20 protein-coding genes are annotated in these 24611 nt (G+C 43.9%); all 20 read left to right on the top strand.

The features are described 5' to 3' along the window. The first annotated feature begins 102 nt into the window (after window positions 1–102). The 20 genes from NXH67_RS01605 (at window position 103) to NXH67_RS01510 (ending at window position 24271) form a co-directional block, all read left to right on the top strand. Window positions 103–1560 (top strand): RyR domain-containing protein, encoded by a 1458-nt coding sequence (locus tag NXH67_RS01605; RefSeq protein WP_022778751.1) that lies wholly within the window; start codon window positions 103–105, stop codon window positions 1558–1560. A gap of 61 nt (window positions 1561–1621) precedes the next feature. Further along, complete coding sequence (locus tag NXH67_RS01600; protein WP_022778752.1) at window positions 1622–2980, top strand: hemolysin family protein; 1359 nt, start codon at window positions 1622–1624, stop codon at window positions 2978–2980. A gap of 34 nt (window positions 2981–3014) precedes the next feature. Further along, window positions 3015–3752 carry a YebC/PmpR family DNA-binding transcriptional regulator gene (locus NXH67_RS01595; protein ID WP_022778753.1) on the top strand — a complete coding sequence of 246 codons (738 nt, stop codon included), beginning with the start codon at window positions 3015–3017 and terminating at the stop codon, window positions 3750–3752. Between the two features lie 53 nt (window positions 3753–3805). Continuing rightward, the gene (locus NXH67_RS01590; RefSeq protein WP_272796134.1) at window positions 3806–5551 is read left to right on the top strand and encodes a hypothetical protein; all 1746 of its coding nucleotides are present in this window, start codon (window positions 3806–3808) and stop codon (window positions 5549–5551) included. A gap of 55 nt (window positions 5552–5606) precedes the next feature. Next, window positions 5607–8537: an insulinase family protein gene (locus NXH67_RS01585; protein WP_272796133.1), complete on the top strand. Its 2931-nt coding sequence runs from the start codon at window positions 5607–5609 to the stop codon at window positions 8535–8537. Between the two features lie 95 nt (window positions 8538–8632). Continuing rightward, the gene (locus NXH67_RS01580) at window positions 8633–9613 is read left to right on the top strand and encodes a DUF4349 domain-containing protein (protein ID WP_272796131.1); all 981 of its coding nucleotides are present in this window, start codon (window positions 8633–8635) and stop codon (window positions 9611–9613) included. Then, entirely contained in the window at window positions 9603–10691 is a 1089-nt protein-coding gene (gene era / locus NXH67_RS01575) for a GTPase Era (protein WP_272796130.1), read from the top strand. Before NXH67_RS01580 ends, era begins: the two co-directional genes overlap by 11 nt. A gap of 7 nt (window positions 10692–10698) precedes the next feature. Further along, a complete protein-coding gene (gene recO, locus NXH67_RS01570) occupies window positions 10699–11352 on the top strand; it encodes a DNA repair protein RecO (RefSeq protein ID WP_026668727.1) in 654 nt (217 codons plus the stop codon). A 64-nt stretch (window positions 11353–11416) separates the two neighbouring features. Next, entirely contained in the window at window positions 11417–12046 is a 630-nt protein-coding gene (locus NXH67_RS01565; protein ID WP_272796129.1) for a hypothetical protein, read from the top strand. A 28-nt stretch (window positions 12047–12074) separates the two neighbouring features. Then, entirely contained in the window at window positions 12075–13484 is a 1410-nt protein-coding gene (locus NXH67_RS01560) for a glycine--tRNA ligase (protein WP_022778760.1), read from the top strand. 36 nt (window positions 13485–13520) lie between these two features. Beyond that, window positions 13521–16175 carry an alanine--tRNA ligase gene (alaS, locus tag NXH67_RS01555; protein WP_272796127.1) on the top strand — a complete coding sequence of 885 codons (2655 nt, stop codon included), beginning with the start codon at window positions 13521–13523 and terminating at the stop codon, window positions 16173–16175. Between the two features lie 160 nt (window positions 16176–16335). Further along, window positions 16336–16512, top strand: a complete 177-nt coding sequence (gene rpsU / locus NXH67_RS01550; RefSeq protein ID WP_013280615.1) for a 30S ribosomal protein S21 — start codon at window positions 16336–16338, stop codon at window positions 16510–16512. 84 nt (window positions 16513–16596) lie between these two features. Further along, complete coding sequence (locus NXH67_RS01545; RefSeq protein WP_022778762.1) at window positions 16597–17460, top strand: metallophosphoesterase; 864 nt, start codon at window positions 16597–16599, stop codon at window positions 17458–17460. Window positions 17461–17462: 2 nt separating this feature from the next. After that, window positions 17463–18212, top strand: a complete 750-nt coding sequence (locus NXH67_RS01540) for a segregation and condensation protein A (protein WP_022778763.1) — start codon at window positions 17463–17465, stop codon at window positions 18210–18212. Between the two features lie 4 nt (window positions 18213–18216). After that, a complete protein-coding gene (gene scpB, locus NXH67_RS01535) occupies window positions 18217–18786 on the top strand; it encodes an SMC-Scp complex subunit ScpB (protein WP_272796124.1) in 570 nt (189 codons plus the stop codon). Between the two features lie 167 nt (window positions 18787–18953). Further along, on the top strand, window positions 18954–20384 hold the full coding sequence (locus NXH67_RS01530; RefSeq protein ID WP_022778765.1) for an acyl-CoA carboxylase subunit beta: 1431 nt from the start codon (window positions 18954–18956) through the stop codon (window positions 20382–20384). A gap of 18 nt (window positions 20385–20402) precedes the next feature. Continuing rightward, window positions 20403–21227 carry an OadG family transporter subunit gene (locus NXH67_RS01525; protein WP_196804975.1) on the top strand — a complete coding sequence of 275 codons (825 nt, stop codon included), beginning with the start codon at window positions 20403–20405 and terminating at the stop codon, window positions 21225–21227. Between the two features lie 45 nt (window positions 21228–21272). Then, window positions 21273–21635, top strand: a complete 363-nt coding sequence (locus NXH67_RS01520; RefSeq protein WP_022778767.1) for a biotin/lipoyl-containing protein — start codon at window positions 21273–21275, stop codon at window positions 21633–21635. Window positions 21636–21688: 53 nt separating this feature from the next. Beyond that, window positions 21689–22831 carry a sodium ion-translocating decarboxylase subunit beta gene (locus tag NXH67_RS01515; protein ID WP_022778768.1) on the top strand — a complete coding sequence of 381 codons (1143 nt, stop codon included), beginning with the start codon at window positions 21689–21691 and terminating at the stop codon, window positions 22829–22831. A gap of 27 nt (window positions 22832–22858) precedes the next feature. Next, entirely contained in the window at window positions 22859–24271 is a 1413-nt protein-coding gene (locus tag NXH67_RS01510; protein WP_022778769.1) for an oxaloacetate decarboxylase subunit alpha, read from the top strand. The last annotated feature ends 340 nt before the right edge of the window (window positions 24272–24611 follow it).

Here is a 24611-nt window from a genome sequence, read left to right as displayed (position 1 = left end):
TATGTAATAAGTGCTTGCAAATAGTGACGGGAAAATGATAATGTGTATGATGTTATCAGCTTTTTTAGAAAAAAGTTAAGTTTGAATGGGGAACCATATTTTATGAAGATATTCAGAGTTATCAGAGAAAAGCTCTTCTGGCTGTCCTATGTGGCGGCAGCCATTCCTTTTATCAGTGCATTTATAGGATACAGAGTGGTTGGAAAACTGGGGTTTTGGGAGACTGTGTATGCTTCCATTGCCCTGTATTTCGTCAATCCTGTCGTTGATATAGAAAACGGATATGTTGTCTTTGCGGAGATAACCTCCACCATAGTTGTTGCAGGTATCATCTTAAGCGTAGTCAGATATGCATCAAGAAGAGTTGGGCATATGTTTGTGAGGCTCCACAAGGATGCCACGGTTGTCTATACCGACAACGACTGGGGAAAGGAGCTTCTTCGCACGATAAGGCATGGCTACATAGTGGACAGCACCGAGAGGGCGGAGAGAGTCAACAACCATATCCTTATGTTTTCTGATGACTTGAATAATATAAATTTCTACACCAAGCATGAGAAAAAACTCAAGGATAAGAACGTATATATGCTGATGCAGCAGGTTGATTCCACACTTTTGGAAGCTGCAGATGATGAGGAAGCAGCCCTTCATTTCTTTAACATCTATGATCTCCTTGCCAGAACCTACTGGAAGGACAATAATCTCTACGATAAGAGAAAAGAAGCCGTTAAGATTGCGATCATCGGCTATGATCAGGTGGGAATTGCCATTTTTAAGTATGGATTTCTTAACAATATTTTTTCCCTTGATCAGAATTTCGAATATCATATCTGGGGATGTGATGAGTTTGAGAAGACCTTCGTTAAACGACTCAGCACCATGAACAAGGACAAGATAATAGTTCATGACGGCAACTGGGATGAGGAAATTGATTCGATCAAGGAGATGGACAGAATAATCTATACCCTGAAGGAACACACCGTTGAAGCGCTTCAGAGAATGCTGTACATCAATCCCGATGCAGAGGTTCATTGCTATTCGGAATCAATGACGGATTTCAGCGACCTGTATCTCTCCGACAAGATCCTTACCTTTGGAGATATCAAGGACGTTCTTACAGAGGAGAATGTCAAGGAAGAAAAACTTTACCAACTCGGTAAGCTGTTTAATTATGACTATTGCCTTAGATATGCCGGTAGAACTGCTCCCGAAGATTTCAAGCAGGAGATGGAGGATGAGTGGAAAAAACTCAGCGGTTTTTATATGGATTCCAATGTGGCAAGAGCCGATCATTTCTGGATAGAGCAGAGGCTTTTTGAGGACGGAGAACTCTCCGAGGACAGTGAGATTGCATGGGAGCTTGAGCACATAAGATGGTGCAGATTCTATTTTATTAATCACTGGACCTACAATGAAGTCAGAAATAATGCCAAGAGACAGCATCCTATGCTGGTGGCGTACGATAAACTTCCAAAATCCGAGAAGGCCAAGGACGGCATTTATGATGAGCGCATCAAGAAGGAGATGCTGCGCCTACTTTCAACAAATGGAAAAATGTGATATAGTTTAATTTGATGTTTTGCGCATTTTTGTTTATTCATGTTTACAGGAGGATTTGATTATGGACGAAGGCTTGCCTTCTGTCAGTATTTTCGCTTTTTGTCTGATTCTTTTAATCGATGTTCTGGTTCAGGGTTTTTCCTGTGCACTTCTGCATTTAAGGCAGGAGGATGTGGAGAAAAAGGATGCGGAACTGAAGGATGGTATCAGCAAAAAGCTGTTGGAACTTCTTAAGAATGATTCGAACCATGTCAAGAGCATGCATTTTGTTACAATTATAATTAACATGCTTCTTGGTGGTATTGTTACATATGACCTAACGGACTTTATTGTTCGAATGGCCGGCGTCAATGAGCAGGAACTGGCACAGAGTTTGATTTTTATTGCCGTGGGACTTGTCCTGGCGCTGCTCATCATGTGCTTTGGAATTATCATTCCAAGAAGACTTGCACTGGGAAATCCTGAGAAATGGGCTTATGTATGCTTTTATCCTGTCAGTTTTTTCAGACTTCTCAGTATGCCTTTTGTTTATCTTACCAATGTGCTGTCCTCCGGAGTTTTGTATATCTTCGGTGTGAGAGAAGACGACAATCTGTCGGATGTCACAGAGGAAGAGATAAAGTCAATGGTAAATGAAGGCCAGGAACAGGGCGTTCTTCAGGAGGCAGAGGCGGACATGATATCCAATATCTTTGAGTTCTCCGACAAGGAAGCTCAGGACATCATGACCAACAGAAACAATATGGTGGCCATTGATGCCAACATGAGCCTTAAGGATGCGGTCAGCTTCATGATGAACACCAACAATTCCCGATTCCCTGTTTATCTGGATGATATCGATCATATAATCGGGATCATGCACATCAGGGATGCCATGAAGAAGCTTTCCGACGAGACGGATGCACAGCTTCCCATCAGGAAAATCAAGGGGCTTTTAAGACAGCCCAAGTTCGTTCCCGAGACCAGGAACATCGATTCTCTTTTCCACGGTATGCAGTCCACCAAGACTCAGATGGTTATCATCATAGATGAGTACGGACAGACAGTAGGACTGGTATCCATGGAGGATATTCTTGAGGAGATTGTCGGTAATATCCTGGATGAATACGACGAAGATGTTAATTATATCAAGCCCACCAAGAATTCGGGCGAATATATCGTAGACGGTAAGACACCTATAGAAGTCCTTGAGAAGAGGTTTGACCTAAGCTTTGGTGAGACTCAGTTTGAGACTCTTAACGGCTTCCTTATTTCAAAACTTGACAGGATACCCGAGGAAGATGTAGACTTTACCGTCAATGTGGAAGGCTATAGTTTCAAGATTCTTTCTGTTAAGAACCATATGATACAGGACGTTTTGGCTAACAAATTACCTGAAGAGGTTTCAGAAGAGGACCATGAACTTGCAATAGCAAAATAGATTTAAACATATATATGAAAGGAAAACAGGTTTTATGTCAGGACATTCAAAGTTTGCTAACATCAAGCACAAGAAAGAAAAGAATGATGCGGCAAAGGGTAAGATCTTTACCATTATCGGAAAGGAAATCGCAGTTGCTGTTAAGGAAGGCGGCCCTAACCCTGCCAACAACTTCAAGCTTGCAACAGTAATCGCTAAGGCAAAGGCCAACAACATGCCCAACGACACCATCGAACGTGGTATCAAGAAGGCTTCAGGTGCCGACGGAGCAGTAGATTACAAGAGCATTACTTACGAAGGATACGGTCCTGGCGGAACAGCCATTATCGTTGAGGCTCTTACAGATAATTCAAACAGAACAGCTGCTAACGTTAAGAGCGCATTCACCAAAGGAAACGGCAACGTGGGAACTCCCGGTTGCGTATCCTATATGTTTGATAATAAGGGACAGATCCTCATCGACAAGGAAGAGTGCAAGATGTCTTCAGACGATCTTATGATGCTCGTACTCGATGCAGGTGCTGATGATTTCAATGAGGAAGAGGATTCTTACGAGATTCTTACAACTCCCGAGAACTTCCAGCCCGTAGTTGAGGCACTTGGCAAAGAGGGGGTTGAGACAGCTTCAGCAGAGGTAACAATGATTCCTCAGAATTATGTTTCCGTAACAGATCCTGAGACTGTTAAGTATCTTACAAGAATTCTTGATCTTCTTGACGAAGATGATGATGTACAGGCTGTATACCACAACTGGGATGAGCCTGAAGAGTAATTTTTCAAGTGAATATTTAAGTTAAAAAACAAATGACGTGGGGGAGTCCTGAAATGAAACTAAGACGCCAATGGCCGGCAATATGCATCTTTTGTGTTTTTCTTCTTTTTGATGTGGTTATGATAGCGAGCTGTAGTTACTTTTCGGGACTTTTTCCGTCTAAAGACATATATCTTTATGTGGGCGGTTTCACAGTGCTGTCTGTTCTTATCATGGGAGTTGTGACCTTCCTTCTGGGAAGAGTCTGTGATGCCATCGGCGCCGAAGAGCTGTCGAGAAAAATTGTTTTTAAGATCCTGTACGGCATAACCCTGGCAGGGATAATTATCGGATCTGTTGTTTACAGAGTCAATTTGCTCTTCAGAACAACAGCAATACCTTCAGGTAAGATCACACTGTATGATAATGCTGCCGTGCACGGCGTAAAGATTCAGGAAACCGATCTTTTATCAATTCTTTATTCCAAGCTTCTTGGCTTTGTGCTTCTCTTTACTGGTAATAAGATTTCTGTGGCGTTTTTCTTCGAAGTATTCCTATTTACCGTATTTATTATCTGCGGAGCTTTTGCAGTCAGGATGCTGCTTGGTAAGACGGCTTCCCTTGTTTTTGCGGCGTATACGGCTTTTATGCCTCTTTTTTCTGATAATACCAGAATGGCCAAGCTGTCAACTGAGTATCTGTTCCTTGTTCTGTTCGGAATAGAACTGTTAGTTGTGTCCTTTTACATTAAGGGCGCAGCCAAAAAGGCATATAATTCCCGTGTGTGGGTGATCTGGTATCTATTGGCAGGCGTTGTCGTTGGCTTTATGTCTTATGTGGACTTTGGCACTTTTGTGACCATATTGCCTCTTATAATTGCTGTTCCTTTTATTCATGATACAGAGGTTAAAAGCGAGCTAATAAGACTTGCATTTGTTTTTCTGGGGGCAATCCTTACTTTCACGGCAATGATCCTTCAGGAAGCCGGAATAATGCAGGGCGACGTTACCATCGTCAAGTGGGCATCCCATTATTTCCACAATCTGAATACCTTCAGCATGTTCTGGACCTACACGGATTATAAGATCATCTATCTGATAACCGTTGTAGCTATGTCGGGAGTTATCGTGGGCTTTTGGAGGAACAGGGAAGTTGAGCAGGTTTCACCCTGGATTCTGTCACTTCTTATCGTGTTTGCCACAGTTCCCTTCATGGGGGCCACCAGAATGAACGATCAGACTATGGTAACCATTTACTATGGCTTTATTCTTGCCTGTGTGGCTGCTCTTATATGCATGTCTTCTGACAGAGTTCCTGTAGTGGAAGACGAGTATGATGAGGAAGAGCCTGAAACAGAGAGCGCCGGCGTTTCCAGAGTGGTTGAGCCGGAATTCAGGCAGGAGCCGGAACCTGAGCCGGAGCCGGAACCTGAGCCAGAGCCGGAACCTGAGCCAGAGCCGGAACCTGAGCCAGAGCCGGAACCTGAGCCAGAGCCTAAACCTCAACCTGAGCCCAAGCCCGAACCTCAGCCTGAGCTTCCGGAAGAAGAGCCTGTTAAAAATAATGCTCCAAGATATGTTCCTGAGGGAATGGTACTTCCGATGGATGATGACGACGAGACTCCTAGAGCGGCAGAGCCCCATATGAAGATGCCCAAATTTGAGGGTACAATCTCGCTTAACAGAAAAGAGATCAATGACGCCCTTAAGGCAGATGAAAGAAGACGCGCTGCTGAAAGGCGGGCAAAGCGCAGAGCTTCCTCTGAAAAGAAGGATGAGTTTGATATCGCCTTCAAGCACGGCGATGATTTTGATATCTGATTGCAGAATATAACTGTGATCTTTGATGAAAAAGAAGGAAGGAATTATTCATTAAATGAGAATAGAGGATTTAACGGCTTACGAAATAGTTGAAAAGAGAAGAATTGAGGATCTTAATTCCGACAGCTATATTCTCAGCCACAAAAAGACAAAGGCGCGAATTGCTCTTTTGTCCAATGATGATGAGAACAAGGTGTTTTCAATAGGATTCAGGACACCGCCCAGGAATTCCACCGGTGTTGCCCATATCATAGAGCACACAGTGCTGTGCGGCTCCAGGGAATTCCCTATTAAGGACCCTTTTGTTGAACTTGTTAAGGGATCTCTTAACACCTTTTTAAATGCAATGACATTTTCGGACAAGACAGTGTATCCGATCGCAAGCTGCAATGACACCGACTTCCAGAATCTGATGCATGTATATCTTGATGCGGTATTTTATCCTAACATTTATAAGACCGACAAGATTTTCAAGCAGGAAGGCTGGCACTACGAGATGGAATCTGAGGATTCCGATATCACCGTTAACGGCGTGGTGTACAACGAGATGAAGGGCGCTTTTTCGTCTGCGGAGGACGTTCTGTCAAGGGAGATCCAGTGCTCGCTTTTCCCTGATAACACCTATGGCAAGGAGTCAGGCGGTGACCCGGATTTCATCACTGATCTGACTTATGAAGAATACCTTGATTTTCACAGAAAATATTATCATCCTTCCAACAGCTATATTTACCTCTACGGAAATATGGATATGGCTGAGAAGCTTGATTATATCGATAAGGCTTACCTTAGCAGTTTCGATTATCTTGAGGTATCCTCAGATATCCCTGCGCAGGCCGCCTTTGACGCACCCAGGGAGATTCACAAGCCCTATCCTATAATGCAGGAGGAGAGCCTTGAGAAGAACACATATCTTTCTTACAACTGCGTTCTTAAGGATACTCTGGACAAGAAGCTCTATGTGGCCTTCGATATTCTGGATTATGCCCTGTGTTCAGCACCCGGTGCGCCTATCAAGAAGGCTCTCATTGAGAAGGGCATAGGACAGGACGTATACAGTGAATACGACAACGGCATCAAACAGCCTGTTTTCTCAATAATAGCCAAGAATGCGGATGCATCCCAGAAGGATGAGTTTGTTAACACAATAAGAGAAGTTCTAAAGGAGCAGGTAGAGAAGGGAATTGAGAAAAAGTCCCTGCTTGCTGGCCTTAACTTTGATGAGTTCAAGTACAGAGAGGCTGATTTTGGCAGATATCCTAAGGGACTTCTCTATGGCCTCCAGGTTCTAGACAGCTGGCTGTACGATGATAACAGCCCCTGGATCAATGTAGAGGCCAATGAGACCTTTGCAGAACTCAAAGAGGAGACAAAGGGAGACTATTTCGAGAAGCTTATCCGTGAGTATCTTCTTGATAATAATCACAGGACAGTACTTCTTCTTGAGCCTGAAAGAGGTCTTACCGAGAAGAAAGACGAAGAGCTTAAGAACAAATTGGCAGAGTACAAGAAATCTCTGTCTCCGGAAGAGATTAAGAATATCGCCTTGGAGACCAAGGCTCTCAGGGAATATCAGGAAAGCCCCGATGATCCTGAAGATCTTAAGAAAATTCCGCTTCTTGGAAGAGAGGATCTCAAAAAGACAGCAGAGCAGTTTATTTATGAGCTTAGAGAGGAAAACGGGGTCAAGATTCTGTTCCATAACATCTTTACCCATGGTATTGACTATATAACCTTTGTATTTGATCTAAGGAATATTGACGCCAAGCTTATTCCCTATGCTGCCACTCTTAAGAAGGTGCTGGGAATGCTTGATACTGAGCATTATACCTACGGAGACCTCTATAACGAGATCAATATTCATACCGGAGGTATCGGAGGCTCCATCGGTACTTATACCGATTCATCCGATGCAACCAGTTTTGAAACAGAGTTCGAGATAAATGTTAAGGTGCTTCATGATAATCTACCCAAGGCCTTCGAGCTCATTAAAGAGATTGTTACGGGTTCCAAATATCATGATTACAAGCGCCTCAGAGAAATAGTCGGCGAGCAGTATGCCAGAATGCAGTCTGATCTTGCTTCAGCAGGTCATCAGTCAGCTGCGGTAAGAGCAATGTCCTATGTATCTCCTGCAGCAATGGTTGCAGATGGCATCAGCGGAATAGGATATTTCAAGCATCTGGAGGAACTCATCAGCGAGATAGAGACAGACGAAGGTGCAGAGGCTCTTGCAACGAAGCTTGAAATGCTTTCAAGAGCTATTTTCAGACCTGAGAATCTCATCGTAGACATAACAGGAACCGAGGCGGAATATGTAAATGTTCCCGAAGAGAGCAGAAAATTTGCAGATTCCCTGTTTACCTGTGATTATGAAAAGGGCGAGCTTGTACTTGTTCCTGAGAAGAAGAACGAAGCCTTCAAGACAGCGGGACAGGTTCAGTATGTGTGCCGTGCCGGCAACTTTGCCTCCAAGGGCCTTAAGTATAACGGAACTCTCAGAGTTTTGAAGGTTATGATGGGCTACGATTATTTGTGGAGGAACATCAGGGTACTTGGTGGTGCCTACGGATGTATGAGCAGTTATGCCAAGAACGGTGATTCTGCTTTTGTGACCTACAGAGATCCCAATCTTAAGAACAGTATTGAGGTCTTTGAGAAGGCAGCTGATTACCTTAGAAACTTCGATGCAGATGACAGAGTAGTTCTTCAGTATGTGATCGGTGCGGTTTCTGATCTTGATACTCCCAAGACTCCTTCCGGCAAAGGAACCTACGGACTTACCGCTTATCTTTGCAATGCGAAGATGGAGAATATTCAGAGAAACAGAGATGAACTTCTTTCCACAACAAAGGAATCAATCAGAAGTATGGCGGATTATGTTGATGCTTTTATGGAAGATCAGTGCGTATGTGTTATCGGAACTGCAGAAAAGATTCAGGAATGTGAAGATATTTTTGATAATATCGGCCAGCTTATAAATAAATAAAAAAATTTAGGGATTGTTGCAACATTTGATCATTCACAAATGTATACCATATAGAAAAGCAAAACACCTATATGTATACAAGGAGGAAATCAGATATGAAAAGAAAAGGTAATTTAGGTATTGCAATCGGAACATCCCTGCTGGCAGCAACACTTCTTGCAGGATGCGGTTCATCAGGAAGCAGGGCTACTACAGATAACGCGTTTACAACTTCCAAGATGACCTATGAGGCACCTGCGGGAGCTGCAATTTACGAAGAGGCTGCTGACGAAGCATATATGGACGATCAGTCCTATAACACCTCCGGATCTCAGGCAGAGACAGTGAATGAGTCAGCTGCCAAGACAAACAGGAAGCTTATAACAACAATTAATATCAATGCCGAGACAGAGGATTTTGATAAGGCAAGAAATCTTGTGGAGAACAAGATCACAGAGCTTGGCGGTTATATTGAAAACAGCAGTGTTTATAACGAGGACAGATCAGCCAACTATACCATCAGGATCCCCGCTGACAATGCAGACAAGCTTATAGAGACCCTGGAGGGAAACAACAATGTCACCAGTAAGTCAGTAAGTGTTGAGGATGTTACTCTTCAATACGCTGATACCGAGAGCAGGAAAAAAGCTCTTAAGACCGAAGAGGAGAGACTTCTTAAGATCATGGAGTCTGCTGAGACTGTTGAGGATCTTATTGCTGTAGAGAGCCGTCTTGCTGAAGTCAGATACGAACTTGAGAGCATTGAGTCTCAGCTTCGTACCTATGATAACAAGATTGATTACACAACGGTTTATCTGTATCTTGAGGAGGTTGAGAAATTCACCCCTGTCGAGAAGGAGAGCGCAGGCCACAGAATGGCAGATGGCTTTGTTGAAAGCATTATCTCTATCAGAGATGGTCTTGTTGAATTCTGCATTTGGTTTGTCATTCACATTCCGCAGATCCTTCTCTTTGCAATCTTCGTAGCTGCAGTTGTAATAATTGTCAGGGTTCTCGACAAAAAGAGTAAAAAGAAAAAAGTAGCAAAGAATACACAGCAGAACGTAACTTCTGCAGAAGGTGAGAATGGAAAATAATTTTAAAACGGGATTTATAACTCTCATAGGACGCCCCAACGTTGGTAAGTCCACCCTCATGAATCAGATGATAGGGCAAAAGATTGCAATAACATCCAGTAAGCCACAGACTACCAGAAACAGGATCATGACCGTATATACGGATGAGACCTGCCAGATGATCTTTTTGGATACTCCCGGTATTCATGAGACCAAGAATAAGCTTGGAGAATACATGACCAAGGTGGCCAAGAGCACTCTTGACGAGGTGGATGTTATTCTGTGGCTGGTGGAACCTTCCACCTTCATCGGTGCCGGAGAGAAGTCCATAATCGAAGAGCTAAAGAGCTGCAAGAAGCCTGTGATCCTTGTCATCAATAAGATTGATACGGTATCTGAGGATAATCTTGAGAAATTTGAGAATACCTACAGGCAGGAGATGGATTTTGCCAAGGTGGTACATGTGGCAGCCCTTAAGAGGAAGAACATCGAAGGCGTCATGGATGCCATAAAAGAGTTCTTGCCTGTGGGGCCTCCTTTCTATGACGAGGATACCATAACAGATCAGGCTGAGAGAAATATCGTTTCTGAGATAATAAGAGAAAAGGCTTTGCGCCTTCTTCAGGACGAAGTGCCTCACGGAATTGCCGTAACCATCGAGACCATGAGGATGAGAGAAAAGCCTGCTCCTGCAGAACCCAAGAAGAAAAAGAGGCATCAGCATCCGCCCAAGAAGAGCAAGCTTCTTCAGGAAAAGGCAGCTATAGAAGCAGGTGAAGCTGATGATGAGATGATGGAGGATGGCCCGGTTATATTTGATATTCCCGGAGGCGAGCCTGTGGACGAGGGCTATGATCCCGACGGAATCATGGATATCGATGCCACCATTATCTGCGAGAGGGATTCCCATAAGGGCATTGTCATCGGCAAGGGTGGCAGCATGCTCAAGAAGATAGGTTCTACTGCACGTAAAGATATAGAAGCTCTTGTAGGCTGCAAGGTCAATCTTCAGCTTTGGGTCAAGGTAAGAAAAGACTGGAGAGATGACAAGACACAGATGAAGAGTTTTGGATACGATATAAGAAATTTTGACAAATAAGGCATTTATGGAAGATATTACTACCGTCAGAGGTATTGTTATCAAACATTCTCCTGCCGGAGACTATGACTGGGTAGCAACAATTTTTACCGCCGAGAGAGGGAAGATAACTGCCTTTGCAAGAGGGGCCAGAAAACCCGGAAACAAACTTTCCGGGACTGTTGAACCCTTTTGCTTTGGCACCTTCAAGCTCTATGCGGGCAAAAATTCCTACACCATTGTTGAGGCAGACATTGAGAATTATTTCGAGGGCTTTCGCCAGGATCTTGAAGGTGCTTGCTACGGCACCTTTTTTCTTGAGCTTACATCATTTTATACAAGAGAGAACAGTGAAGACAGGCAGCTTTTGAATCTTTTGTATCTTTCTTTGAAGGCTCTTCTTAATAATAATCTGCCCAACAGACTGGTAATGTGCGTATTTGAACTGCGAGCCCTTGCAATAGAGGGTGAATACCCCGGGATTCCGGAGAAGATGATGCTGACCGAATCCACCAAATATACACTGGATTACATAGTCTCAAGCCCTCTTTCAAGGCTCTATACCTTTAATGTAACGGATGAGGTGCTATCAGAGCTGATGTTGGTGCGGGATGATTACAGAAAAAGGTTTGTGGACAGGCCTATGAAGAGTCTTGAGATGCTAAAGACCTTTGAGTATTGAAAAAGAAAACTTATTTGGATATAATTAGTTTGTTTTGTAAAATTATCTTTTATTGAGGCAATTTGTGAATCATAGATTGAATACACATCTAAAACTTAAGAATAGACAAGCCAAGGTTCTGACAGCGCTACTGCTGATTCCTTCAATAGTGCTTATCGGCTGCGGATCATCTAAGGTGGATAACACAACCATCAGTATTGACAAGGACGGCAAGGTGGTCAGCACTATTATTGAAGATTTTGGTGAATCCTACTATGATCTTCAGGAACTTAGTGATATGGCGACCAAAGAAGCTTCTGTTTACAACTCAGACTTCATGAATGACAAGGTTTTCCTTGAATCCGTTTCCAAGGATGAGGAGACCGGGAAAGTAACTATGGTGCTTAGTTACAACAGCGCCTCTGATTATTCTCATTTTAATCAGGTATCACTTTTTTACGGAACAGTCAGTGAAGCGTTGGAGAAGGGGTACAAGATCTCAGAACAGTTGGTGGACAAGGACGGCAATACCCTTGGAGAAGCCGGTATACAGGATCATTTGGATAATCATATAATCATTTCATCCGACAAATCAAACATTAAGGTTCCTTACAACATTTCCTATATGAGTAAGGGGACGAATTTAAAAGGCAAAAAAGAGGCAGTATTTACTGAGGTTAGTACAGATTCGGCACAATTGCTTCTTTCAAAATAAGATTCAAATTTAAGAGAGGATTAGAAGTATGGAGAAATCAGCTAAGACAATGGACAAAATAGTTGCACTTGCGAAGGGTAGAGGATTCATCTATCCCGGAAGTGAAATCTATGGCGGACTGGCCAATACATGGGATTACGGTAATCTGGGTGTTGAGTTCAAGAATAATGTTAAGAAGGCATGGTGGCAGAAGTTTGTACAGGAGAATCCATACAATGTAGGTGTTGACTGTGCTATCCTTATGAACCCTCAGACATGGATCGCTTCAGGACATCTTGGCGGATTTTCAGATCCTCTTATGGATTGCAGAGAGTGCCATGAGAGATTCAGAGCAGATAAGATCATTGAGGATTTTGCTGCAGAGAACGGAATTAAGCTTGAGACTTCTGTTGACGGCTGGTCACACGAGGAGATGGAGAACTTCATCAAGGAGCACAGTGTTCCCTGCCCTTCATGCGGTAAGCATGATTTTACTCCCATCAGAGAGTTCAACCTTATGTTCAAGACATTCCAGGGTGTAACTGAGGATGCCAAGGATACAGTTTATCTTCGTCCCGAGACCGCTCAGGGTATTTTCGTTAACTTCAAGAATGTTCAGCGTACATCACGTAAGAAGATACCTTTTGGCATTTGCCAGATCGGTAAGAGCTTCCGTAACGAGATCACACCCGGAAACTTCACATTCCGTACAAGAGAGTTTGAGCAGATGGAGCTTGAATTCTTCTGCAAGCCCGGAACACAGACAGAGTGGTTCGAGTATTGGAGAAAAACATGTTATGAGTGGCTTCTTTCTCTTGGAATTAAAGAAGAGAATCTTCGCCTTCGTGACCATGACCCTGAGGAGCTTTCCTTCTACAGTGATCATACAACAGATATCGAATATGCATTCCCATTCACTGACTGGGGTGAGCTTTGGGGTATTGCTTCAAGAACAGATTATGACCTTACAAGACATCAGGAGACATCTGGTGAGCCTATGGATTACTTTGATGACGAGTCTAAGGAGAAATATATCCCTTATGTCGTTGAACCTTCACTTGGTGCAGACCGTGTAGTTCTTGCATTCCTTTGTGAGGCTTATGATGAGGAGAACCTTGGAACAGAAGAGGCTCCCGATATGAGAACTGTGCTTAGATTCCATCCCGCACTTGCTCCTGTTAAGATCGGTATTCTTCCTCTTTCCAAGAAGCTCAACGAAGGCGCAGAGAAGATTTATGCTCAGCTTTCCAAGAAGTACAACTGCGAGTTTGATGATCGTGGAAACATCGGTAAGAGATATCGTCGTCAGGATGAGATCGGAACTCCTTTCTGCGTAACCTATGACTTTGATTCAGAGACAGATAACAAGGTTACCGTAAGATTCAGAGACAGCATGGAGCAGGAGAGAATCGCCATCGATGAGCTCGATGCATTCTTTGCAGATAAGTTCACTTTCTAAAGTGATATAAGTAGTAGATATTTAAGGAGAATTGAAATGAAACAATTTACAGCTAATGAACTGCGTAAGGCCTGGAAACAGTTCTATATAGATCGTGGACATGTTGATTGCGGCGCTGTTTCACTTGTGTCCGACGGATCCACAGGTGTTATGTTCAACGTTGCAGGAATGCAGCCTCTTATGCCTTATCTTCTTGGTAAGAAGCATCCTATGGGAACAAGACTTTGCAACGTTCAGGGATGTGTTCGTACCAACGATATTGATTCCGTAGGTGATAAGAGCCATGGTACTTTCTTTGAGATGATGGGTAGCTGGTCTCTTGGCGATTACTTCAAGAAGGAAAGATGCCAGTGGAGTTTTGAGCTTCTTACTCAGCTTTTTGGATTCGATGCTGATCATCTTGCAGCAACAGTTTTTGCAGGAGATGAGAATGCTCCAAGAGATGAGGAAGGCGCTAAATATCGTATTGAATCAGGCTTTAAGCCCGAGAATATATATTATCTTCCAGCTGAGGATAACTGGTGGGGACTTGAATATGGTCCCTGCGGTCCCGACAGTGAGATGTTCTATGTTAAGGATGTTCCGGATTGCGGTCCTGACTGTGGTCCCGGCTGCCACTGCGGTAAGTATACTGAGATCGGTAACGATGTTTTCATGCAGTATGAGAAGCATCATGACGGCCATCTCACACCTCTTTCACAGAAGAACGTTGATACAGGTTGGGGACTTGAGAGAATTCTTGCTTTCCTTAACGGTGTAGATGATGTTTACAAGATCGATCTTCACGCACCTGTAATCGCATATATCGAAAAGGAGAGCGGAATTAAATATGAGTCAGATGAGAAGACCACAAGATCCATGAGAATTCTTGCTGACCACACACGTACTTCCGTAATGCTTATCGGCGATGAGGCTAAGCTTCTTCCTTCCAACACAGGAGCCGGTTATATTCTCAGAAGACTTATCAGAAGAGCTGTAAGACATGCAAGAACTCTCGGACTTAACAAGCAGCAGATTCTTGGCGTTGCTCAGATCTATATCGATGAGTACAAAGAGAGCTATGAGCACCTTAACAAGAATCAGAAATTTGTTCTTACCGAGCTTGAGAGAGAGATCACACGTTTTGAGTCCACTCTTGAAAATGGTATGAAGGAGTTCAAAAAGATCCTTGATGCTACTTCAGCAGCAGGCAAGAAGCAGATTGAGGGTAAGGATGCATTCTTCCTTTATGATACATTTGGATTCCCTGTAGAGCTCACAGCTGAGCTGGCAGAGGAAGAAGGACTTACAGTTGATGAGGAAGGCTTCAAGGCTTCCATGGAAGAACAGAAGCAGAAGGCCAGAGAGAATCAGAACTTCTCAGCTAACCTCGAAGCAGGCAAGGGTGTATTTGATAGCCTTGAGGAATCTGTAACTGTAGAATTCCTTGGATATGATGCACTGGACTGCGACGGCAAGGTAGTTGCCATGGCAGGCGCTGAGGCTCTTACAGATGAGCTTACAGAGGGTCAGCAGGGAACAATCATCACTGACAGAACAACCTTCTATGGCACTATGGGTGGCCAGGTAGGTGATATCGGTGAGATCCTTGGCCAGAACGGAGCAAGATTTGAAGTTGCTGAGGCTGTTAAAGTAGCAGGCGGAAGAACAGCTCATGTTGGTAAGGTTGTAAGCGGAAGCTTCAAGACTTCTGACAGCGTATCTCTTAAAGTAGATGCAGAGAACAGAGCTAAGACCTGCCGCAATCACTCAGCAACTCACCTTCTTCAGAAGGCTCTTCAGCAGGTTCTCGGTGATGGAGTAGAGCAGGCCGGTTCATATCAGGATCCTGACAAAACAAGATTTGACTTCAGCTATCATCAGGCTATGACTGCTGACGAGATTGCTAAGGTTGAGGCAATCGTTAATGCTAAGATCCTTGAGGCACTTCCTGTAGTTACCAAGGAAATGTCTATCGAAGAAGCCAAGAAGACCGGAGCAATGGCTCTTTTTGGTGAGAAATACGGAGAAACAGTAAGAGTAGTAAACATGGGCGACTTCTCAATCGAGCTGTGCGGTGGTACCCATGTTGCCAATACAAGCCACATCGGACTTTTCAAGATCCTCTCAGAAAGCGGTGTTGCTGCCGGCGTTCGTCGTATCGAAGCACTTACCGGCGACAATGCAAGAGAGTATTACAGAGGTGTTGAGGCTAACCTTGGAGAGGCTGCCAAGACCCTTAAGACAACACCTGCAGATCTTGTGGCTCAGATCAAGAAGCTTCAGGAAGAGCTCAAGTCTCTCAGAAGCGAGAATGAGTCCCTTAAGAGCAAAGAGGCTCAGGCAGCTCTCGGAGACGTTATGGACCAGGTTAAAGAGGTCAAGGGAGTTAAGCTTCTTGCTACATCCGTTAAGGGTGTTGACATGAATGGACTTCGTGATCTTGGAGATCAGATGAAGACCAAGCTTGGTGAGGGCGTAGTTGTCCTTATTTCAGAGGCTGATGGCAAGGTTAATCTTGTAACCATGGCAACCGATGGCGCTATGGTCAAGGGAGCACATGCAGGTAATCTTGTTAAGGCAATCGCACCCAAGGTTGGCGGTGGCGGCGGCGGACGTCCCAACATGGCTCAGGCCGGAGGAAAGAATCCCGCAGGTATAGCCGACGCAATAGCAGAAGCAGAGAAGGTTCTCGAGAGCCAGATCGGCTGATATATATTTTTGTAATAAAAAATGCAAAATAACGCTTGACGTGCATGATAATTGTGATATAATTATTCATGTTATGTGAGCTTAATGGCTCAGTTTAAGCATAATAAATAACCCAATCAGTCATGTACTTGAAGGGACTGAAGGGAGGGTAAGAGTAGAGATGTCAACTGTAGTAGTAAAAGAAAACGAGACTTTGGATAGCGCGCTGCGTCGTTTTAAGAGAAGCTGCGCAAAAGCTGGTATTCAGCAGGAGATCCGTAAGAGAGAGCACTACGAGAAGCCAAGCGTACGACGCAAGAAAAAGTCTGAGGCAGCAAGAAAGCGCAAATATAACTAATTTAACTAAAAAGAGTCTTTGGCTTATGCCATAGGCTCTTTTTTATTCCTTTCAATCACTTATTTGTGTTAGAATAATATTCGTATGTGGATTTATATAATTATTGCCGTAATAATAATCATAGTGCTTTCGATTGCCGTTATTTATCATGATACTCATAGTTTTGTTGTCAGAAATTATGAGATTGAAACAGACAAGATTGATGGTGAGTTTACTTTTGTTCTGCTTTCAGATCTTCATGGATATACCTTCGGCCCCAATAATGAGAGGCTTATAAAGGCAGTCAGGGATATTAAGCCTGATGCTGTTCTCTGCGCCGGAGACATGTTTACCGCTCACGAAGCCTGTGGGAAGATCCGGTATGAGGCCGGCCTTCATGTGCTCACAGCTCTTGCCGGAGATTTTCCGGTATATGCCGGGAACGGTAACCACGAGCGCAGGATCAAGACTTCAACCGTGCAGTACGGCAACCTCTTTGACAGGTATAGAAGCGCGCTCCAAAGAGCCGGAGTACATACCATTGAAAATGACAGCATATCCATTCCTGAGAAGAATATTCGCATTTCAGGCTTGGATCTTAGCTATGAATATTTTAAAAAAGTGATCAAAAAAGATATGGAACCCGGGCATATTTCAAGACTTCTCGGAGACTCTGACAGAGATGCTTTTCAGGTTCTTATAGCACATAACCCTCAGTATTTTCCTGAATACAGTGACTGGGGCGCGGATCTTACGGTGGCCGGACATGTTCACGGTGGTATCATAAGACTTCCTGTATTGGGAGGTGTGATCTCACCGGCAATCGCTCTTTTCCCAAAGTACGATGGCGGCCTATTTGAGCGAAAAGGTAAATACATGGTTTTAAGCCGGGGACTCGGAACTCACAGCATTCATGTCAGAATGTTTAACCCCGGGGAGGTATGTGTGATCAAGATTTGTGGGAGATAACAATGTCACTTGAAGTTAAGCTTCAGGTGTTTGAAGGCCCCTTGGACCTTCTTTTGCACCTGATCGATAAAAACCAGATAGATATCTATGATATTCCGATTTTTACCATCACTGAGCAGTATATGCAGTACATCGGTGCCATGCAGAAAGAGGATATGGAAGTAACAAGCGAATTTCTTGTTATGGCAGCCACGCTTATTGATATCAAATGCAAAATGCTCCTTCCCAAGGAAGTCAATGAAGAAGGAGAGGAAGAGGATCCAAGAGCCGAGCTTGTTGAGAAACTTCTTGAGTATAAGATGTACAAATACATGGCTTATGAGCTCAAAGACAGGCAGATGGACGCAGGACTTTCCTGGTACCGCACCAAAAATATTCCCAAGGAAGTCAGGGACTATGAGGCACCGGTCAATCTGGAGGATCTTATCGGTGATGCTACTCTGAACAAGCTCAATTCTATTTTTCAGGAGCTTTTAAAGAGACAGGAAGACAAGGTGGATCCCATCAGAAGCAAATTCGGCAATATCGAGAAGGAAGAAGTCGATATGGATGCCAAGTATCTGTATGTTAAGGCCTATATCCGTGAGCATACCAGATTCAGCTTCAGACAGCTCCTTGAGAAGCAGCACAGCAAGAATGAGATTATCGTAACATTCCTCGTTATGCTGGAGGAGATCAAGCTGGGAGAAATAGAGATAGAGCAGGAGACCACCTTCGGCGATATCATAATCACATCAAGAAAGGCAAGCTGAGAATATGATAATAGAAGAGGGAGCAGCCGTAGTTGAGGCTATTCTGTTTACAATGGGGGATTCTGTCGAGCTTAGTGCCCTTGCCAAGGCCATCGGGACAGATGTAAAAGAGATCAAGAAATACGTTCAGTATCTTAAGGAAAAATATGAAAGAACCGACAGCGGTATCGGTATCATTGAGCTTGAGAAATCAGTGCAGCTGTGCACCAGAAAAGAAATGTATGAATACCTGGTTAAAATTGCGAAAGCTCCTAAGAAGGCGGTACTAACGGATTCGCTTATGGAGACGCTGTCGATAATAGCCTACAAGCAGCCTATTACCAGGTTGGAAGTAGAGAAGATAAGAGGTGTAAATTCAGATCATGCCGTGAACAGACTTGTGGAATTCGGACTGGTTCAGGAACTTGGCAGATTGGATGCGCCGGGAAGACCCCTTCTTTTCGGAACTACAGAGGAGTTTTTGAGAAGCTTTGGCGTTAAGTCCCTTGAGGAGCTTCCATCCATCGGAACCGTGCAGGTAGAGGAGTTCAAGGCACAAGCTGAAGAAGAAGTTAACTTAAAACTGGATATTTAAGATACAAAAACTTAAAAATATGTGAGAATACTGAATTTTTTCTGTATTCTCGCTTTTTTTTGCCCACAAGTGTGGTATACTATATTCTGACTTATGTTGCGAAATTTGCGACTATTCCGAGTCTCAGCTCTGAATAATACATCAATTTTTTCACGGAGGTTAAACAAATGAGTAGTTCTTCACAAGCGAGTCAGAGAATTAATGCTTTGCTCGATGAAAACAGTTTCGTTGAAATTGGCGCCCTTGTGACTGCAAGAAGCACAGATTTCAATCTGAAACAGGAAGAAACACCATCTGACGGCGTTGTTACCGGATATGGTGTTATCGACGGTAACCTGGTATATGTTTACAGCCAGGATTCGTCAGTTCTTGGCGGATCTATTGGTGAAATGCATGCCAAGAAGATCGTTCGCCTGTATGAACTGGCTATCAAGACAGGATCTCCTGTAATCGGTCTTATCGATTCAGCAGGACTTCGTCTTCAGGAAGGAGCCGATGCACTTAATGCATTCGGTGAAATCTATCTTAAGCAGGTGGAGGCTTCCGGCGTAGTTCCTCAGATCACAGCCGTATTCGGAAACTGTGGTGGAGGACTTGCACTGATTCCTTCAATCACTGACTTCACATTCATGGAATCTGACAAGGCAAAACTCTTTGTTAATTCACCTAATGTCCTTGAGGGCAATTATAAAGAGAAATGTGACACTTCAAGTGCCAAGTGGCAGTCAGCCGAGACTGGCAACGTAGATGTTGTTGCTGACGAGGCTACTGTATACGCACAGATCAGAGAGCTCGTTTCGCTTCTTCCTTCCAACAACGAAGATGGTGATTCTTACGAGGAGTGCTCTGACGATCTTAACAGAGCCTGCGAGAACCTTGACGGCTGTGCTGCAGATCCTGCACTTGTTGCTTCACAGATCTCAGACAACGGCGTATTCTTCGAGACAAAGAGAGCGTATGCTAAAGAGATGGTTACAGGCTTCATCAAGCTTAACGGTGCTACAGTAGGACTTGTAGGTAACCGTACAGCTATTTTTGACGAGAACGGCAAAGAGGCTGAGAAGTTTGAGGACAAGCTTACAGGACACGGATGCGAGAAGGCTGCAGAGTTTGTTAATTTCTGCGATGCTTTTGATATTCCTGTTCTTACACTTAACAATGCTACAGGCTTCGGCTCAACCAGATGTGATGAGAAGCATGTTGCTAAGGCTGCAGGCAGACTTGTTTATGCACTTGCCAATGCGACAGTACCTAAGGTTAACCTTATCACAGGTAAGGCTTTCGGATCAGCTTACGTTATCATGAACTCCAAGGCTCTTGGAGCAGATGTTACCATCAGCTGGCCTGATGCTCAGATCGGAACCATGGATGCAGGTCTTGCAGCCAAGATCATTGCTGACGGCAAGGATGCAGAGACTGTTTCCAAGACAGCTTCCGAGTACGCTGCTCTTCAGAACAATGTTAAGAGCGCAGCTGCAAGAGGATACGTAGACGAGATCATCGAGCCTGCGGATACCAGAAAATACGTAATCGGAGCATTTGAAATGCTTTTTACAAAAAGAGATGAGCGTCCTGCCAAAAAACATGGCACAGTATAAATGAAGGGAGCACTCAGAATGAAAAGTAAACTTTTAGTTTTGGGCGTTATGCTCAGCTGCCTTCTTGGTCTTACAGCCTGCGGGCAGGAGATTAATTATAATTCCGTTGAAGGAAGCAGATATCAGGCTGAAACCTTTAATGTCGAGAATTTAAGAGCCTTCGCCACAACAGTTGAGGATCAGTGGTTTGAGAACTGGTACTTACAGGGAATCACACCACAGAACTTCGAAGAGAAAATGTACTTTTCCCTTGCCGGTTACGGCGATGATTACTACGAGGTAATCTACAAGGGCTATGACAGCTGGTGCAAGGCAGTTGAAGAGCTTGGTTATTCCAATCTTGAGACATTGCAGGGAGACATCAGTGTTACCGACACCAAGTTCTACATTAACAGCGACGGTGTTCTTGTTGCCCAGAGTGAACTTACAGGCACAACACATACAGCCAATATGGAGATGTATTTCAAGAATAACGGTCAGCCTACTGATATCGGTGTAACGGTTAACAAGTCTACCCCGGAGAAGTTAGGAAATGCCGGACTTAATACCCTTTTGGGTATGGGAATGGCCTTCGCCATCCTCATAATCATTTCCCTTATTATTTCACTCTTCCCGTTGTTTATCGGCGGTGGCAAAAAGAAGAAAGAGAGCGATAAGGAAATCACCCAGAAGGCAATGGACAATGCGACCAACCAGATTGCAGAGCAGGAAGAACTTACAAATGATGCTGAGCTGGTAGCCGTAATTGCAGCCGCTATAGCTGCTTATGAAGGTAGCGGTGGAACTGATGGCTTTGTTGTAAGATCCATCAGAAAGAGAAATACAAATTGGAAAAATAATTGATAAAGGCATCGCTATGGCATGCTTCTAATTTTGAAAGGAGACACAATGAAGAATTATACAATAACCGTTAACGGAAACGTATATGATGTAACAGTAGAAGAGGGACAGAGCACAGGCGCAGCTCCTGCCAGAGCAGCAGCTCCCGCCGTTAAGGCTCCCGCAGCTCCCGCTAAGAAGACAAGCGCAGGCGCAGGCAGTATCAAGGTTGAGGCCGGTGCAGCAGGTAAGGTTCTTAAGATCAACGCCAACGTTGGCCAGTCTGTTAAGAAGGGTGACACAGTTGTAACCATCGAGTCCATGAAGATGGAGATTCCTATGGTTGCTCCTGCAGACGGAACAGTAGCAAGTGTTGATGTTGCAGCCGGTGATCCCGTTGAGGCAGGAACAGTTCTTGCAACTCTTAACTAATTATTTGTCAGAGAACTATTCACGATTATTAAACTAAGAAATGAGGATAGAAAATGGATTACATAGTTAATACATTATCAAATCTCTGGCAGCAAACAGCATTTACCACAATGACACCCGGTAACTATATCATGGTTGTTGTGGCGCTGATTTTCTTATATCTTGCTATTGCCAAAGGATTTGAGCCTTTGCTTTTGGTACCAATTTCATTTGGTATGCTTCTTGTAAATATTTATCCTGATATCATGGCTAAGCCGGTAGGTGATGCAGCAGGCGGACTCCTTCATTATTTCTACATCCTTGATGAATGGGCTATCCTTCCTTCACTTATCTTCCTTGGTGTAGGAGCCATGACAGACTTTGGTCCCCTTATTGCCAACCCCATCAGCTTCCTTATGGGAGCAGGTGCTCAGTTCGGTATTTTCTCTGCTTACTTTATGGCCATTTTCTTCGGCTTTAATGACAAGCAGGCCGCAGCTGTTTCAATCATCGGTGGTGCAGACGGACCTACATCTATTTTCCTTGCATCCAAACTTCATCAGACATCAATCTTAGGACCTATCGCCGTTGCAGCTTACTCCTATATGGCTCTGGTTCCTATGATTCAGCCGCCTATTATGAAGTTCCTTACAACACAGAAGGAGAGAACCATCAGAATGCAGCAGCTTAGAGAAGTATCCAAGCTGGAGAAGATTCTCTTTCCTGTAATCGTTACTATCGTTGTTAGTATGATTCTTCCTACAACAGCACCCCTTATCGGTATGCTGATGCTCGGAAATCTTTTCAGAGAGTCAGGAGTTGTTCGTCAGCTTCAGGAAACAGCTTCCAACGCACTTATGTACATCGTAGTTATCCTTCTTGGAACATCAGTAGGTGCTACAACAAGTGCTGAGGCTTTCCTTAACAAGACAACACTTATCATCGTTGTACTTGGACTTATAGCTTTTGCTTTCGGTACTGCAGCAGGTTGTTTGCTTGGTAAACTCTTATGTTTGATCACCGGAGGAAAGATCAATCCTCTTATCGGTTCAGCAGGCGTATCTGCCGTTCCTATGGCAGCCCGTGTTTCACAGAAGGTTGGTGCGGAGTATGATCCTTCCAACTTCCTGCTCATGCATGCTATGGGACCTAATGTTGCAGGAGTTATCGGTACCGCAGTAGTTGCAGGTACATTCATGGCAGTATTTGGTGTATAAAATCTTTTATGAAAGGAAAATAAAGAAATGGCAGATATACAGAAAAAACCTGTTCGTATCAATGAGACCGTTCTCCGTGACGCGCATCAGTCACTGATCGCTACAAGAATGCCTACAGAGGTTATGCTTCCGATCATTGATACAATGGATAAAGTCGGATATAACGCAGTAGAGTGCTGGGGCGGAGCTACATTCGATTCCTGCATGAGATTCCTTAAGGAAGATCCCTGGGAGAGACTTCGTAAGCTCAGAGACGGCTTCAAGAATACCAAGCTTCAGATGCTCCTTCGTGGACAGAACATCCTTGGTTACAAGCACTATCCCGATGACGTTGTAGAGTACTTCGTACAGAAGTCTATCGCAAACGGTATCGATATTATCAGAATCTTTGACTGTCTTAACGACCTTAGAAACCTTGAGGCATCTGTTAAGGCTTGTAAGAAAGAGGGCGGACATGCTCAGATCGCTCTTGCATACACCCTTGGTGATGCATATACACTTGATTATTGGATGAACATTGCCAAAGATATCGAGGCAATGGGCGCAGATTCAATCTGTATCAAGGATATGGCAGGACTTCTTCTTCCTTACGAGGCAGAGAAGCTTGTTAAGGCCCTTAAGAGCGCAACCAAGCTTCCTATCGACCTTCATACTCACTACACATCAGGTGTTGCCAGTATGACATACATGAAGGCAGCTGAGGCCGGTGTTGATATCATCGACTGCGCAATTTCACCTTTCGCTCTCGGAACTTCACAGCCCGCTACCGAGGTTATGGTAGAAGCCTTCAAGGGACAGCCTTTTGAGACAGGTCTTGACCAGAAGATTCTTGCTAAGATCGCAGATCACTTCAGACCTTACAGAGAAGAGTGCTTAAAGAGCGGACTTATGGATGCCAAGGTTCTTGGTGTTAATATCAAGACTCTTATGTATCAGGTTCCCGGCGGTATGCTTTCCAACATGGTTAGCCAGCTCAAGGAGCAGAACGCAAGCGACAAGTACAATACAGTGCTTGAGGAGATTCCTCAGGTTCGTAAGGACTTCGGTGAGCCTCCGCTTGTTACTCCTTCATCACAGATCGTTGGAACACAGGCTGTTATGAACGTTCTTATGGGTGAGAGATACAAGGTTGCTACTGACCAGACCAAGGATCTTCTTGCCGGAGAATATGGTAAGACAATCAAGCCTTTCAACCCCGAAGTTCAGAAGAAGATCATCGGCGACAGAGAGGTTATTACCTGCAGACCTGCAGATAAGCTTGAGCCCGGACTTAAGAAGTTCGAAGAGCAGGTTGCACAGTGGAAGCAGCAGGATGAAGACGTTCTTTCATACGCTCTCTTCCCACAGGTTGCTACAGACTTCTTCAAGTATCGTATGGCACAGCAGGACAAGGTTGACGTAACTGCTGCAGATACCAAGAATGGTGCGTATCCTGTGTAATATAGCCACTTATACGATTTGTATAAATTAAATCGAAAATAAAATAAAAAGATGATATTTTGCATGTTTTATAAACAAAATATCATCTTTTTTTAATATTTGAGAACATCAATTGTGATAAAATTATACTATGGATAAGTATAGAAGGCACAGACAAATAAGAAAACATGTAGAAATAGGCGAGCGTCAGGGCAGAGAGCGGTCAAGTCCTTTATTGTGTGTAAATTACCTTTAGGTATCCAATTGTCAGGCCGCTAAAAGTCGTTGCTGTTCCTTTGCAATCTCTATCAGTTTCGCTGACGAGTTGTTCAGCTCATCAAAGTCTTTTCTGGTGAGTGAT

The organism is Butyrivibrio sp. DSM 10294 (assembly GCF_028539135.1).
In the GTDB taxonomy this organism is placed as follows: Bacteria; Bacillota; Clostridia; order Lachnospirales; family Lachnospiraceae; genus Butyrivibrio.
Note: the sequence above shows the minus strand (reverse complement) of the source record. Positions and strands in the feature narration are given on the sequence as shown.

Bases quoted from the DNA above. Each gene is read 5' to 3' on its own strand.
- alaS (WP_272796127.1), top strand. From the start codon at position 13,521: ATGAAACAATTTACAGCTAATGAACTGCGTAAGGCCTGGAAACAGTTC.
- NXH67_RS01560 (WP_022778760.1), top strand. From the start codon at position 12,075: ATGGAGAAATCAGCTAAGACAATGGACAAAATAGTTGCACTTGCGAAG.
- era (WP_272796130.1), top strand. From the start codon at position 9,603: ATGGAAAATAATTTTAAAACGGGATTTATAACTCTCATAGGACGCCCC.
- NXH67_RS01580 (WP_272796131.1), top strand. From the start codon at position 8,633: ATGAAAAGAAAAGGTAATTTAGGTATTGCAATCGGAACATCCCTGCTG.
- NXH67_RS01600 (WP_022778752.1), top strand. From the start codon at position 1,622: ATGGACGAAGGCTTGCCTTCTGTCAGTATTTTCGCTTTTTGTCTGATT.
- NXH67_RS01540 (WP_022778763.1), top strand. From the start codon at position 17,463: ATGTCACTTGAAGTTAAGCTTCAGGTGTTTGAAGGCCCCTTGGACCTT.
- recO (WP_026668727.1), top strand. From the start codon at position 10,699: ATGGAAGATATTACTACCGTCAGAGGTATTGTTATCAAACATTCTCCT.
- NXH67_RS01595 (WP_022778753.1), top strand. From the start codon at position 3,015: ATGTCAGGACATTCAAAGTTTGCTAACATCAAGCACAAGAAAGAAAAG.
- NXH67_RS01525 (WP_196804975.1), top strand. From the start codon at position 20,403: ATGAAAAGTAAACTTTTAGTTTTGGGCGTTATGCTCAGCTGCCTTCTT.
- NXH67_RS01515 (WP_022778768.1), top strand. From the start codon at position 21,689: ATGGATTACATAGTTAATACATTATCAAATCTCTGGCAGCAAACAGCA.
- NXH67_RS01545 (WP_022778762.1), top strand. From the start codon at position 16,597: ATGTGGATTTATATAATTATTGCCGTAATAATAATCATAGTGCTTTCG.
- scpB (WP_272796124.1), top strand. From the start codon at position 18,217: ATGATAATAGAAGAGGGAGCAGCCGTAGTTGAGGCTATTCTGTTTACA.
- NXH67_RS01530 (WP_022778765.1), top strand. From the start codon at position 18,954: ATGAGTAGTTCTTCACAAGCGAGTCAGAGAATTAATGCTTTGCTCGAT.
- NXH67_RS01590 (WP_272796134.1), top strand. From the start codon at position 3,806: ATGAAACTAAGACGCCAATGGCCGGCAATATGCATCTTTTGTGTTTTT.
- rpsU (WP_013280615.1), top strand. From the start codon at position 16,336: ATGTCAACTGTAGTAGTAAAAGAAAACGAGACTTTGGATAGCGCGCTG.
- NXH67_RS01605 (WP_022778751.1), top strand. From the start codon at position 103: ATGAAGATATTCAGAGTTATCAGAGAAAAGCTCTTCTGGCTGTCCTAT.
- NXH67_RS01585 (WP_272796133.1), top strand. From the start codon at position 5,607: ATGAGAATAGAGGATTTAACGGCTTACGAAATAGTTGAAAAGAGAAGA.
- NXH67_RS01520 (WP_022778767.1), top strand. From the start codon at position 21,273: ATGAAGAATTATACAATAACCGTTAACGGAAACGTATATGATGTAACA.
- NXH67_RS01510 (WP_022778769.1), top strand. From the start codon at position 22,859: ATGGCAGATATACAGAAAAAACCTGTTCGTATCAATGAGACCGTTCTC.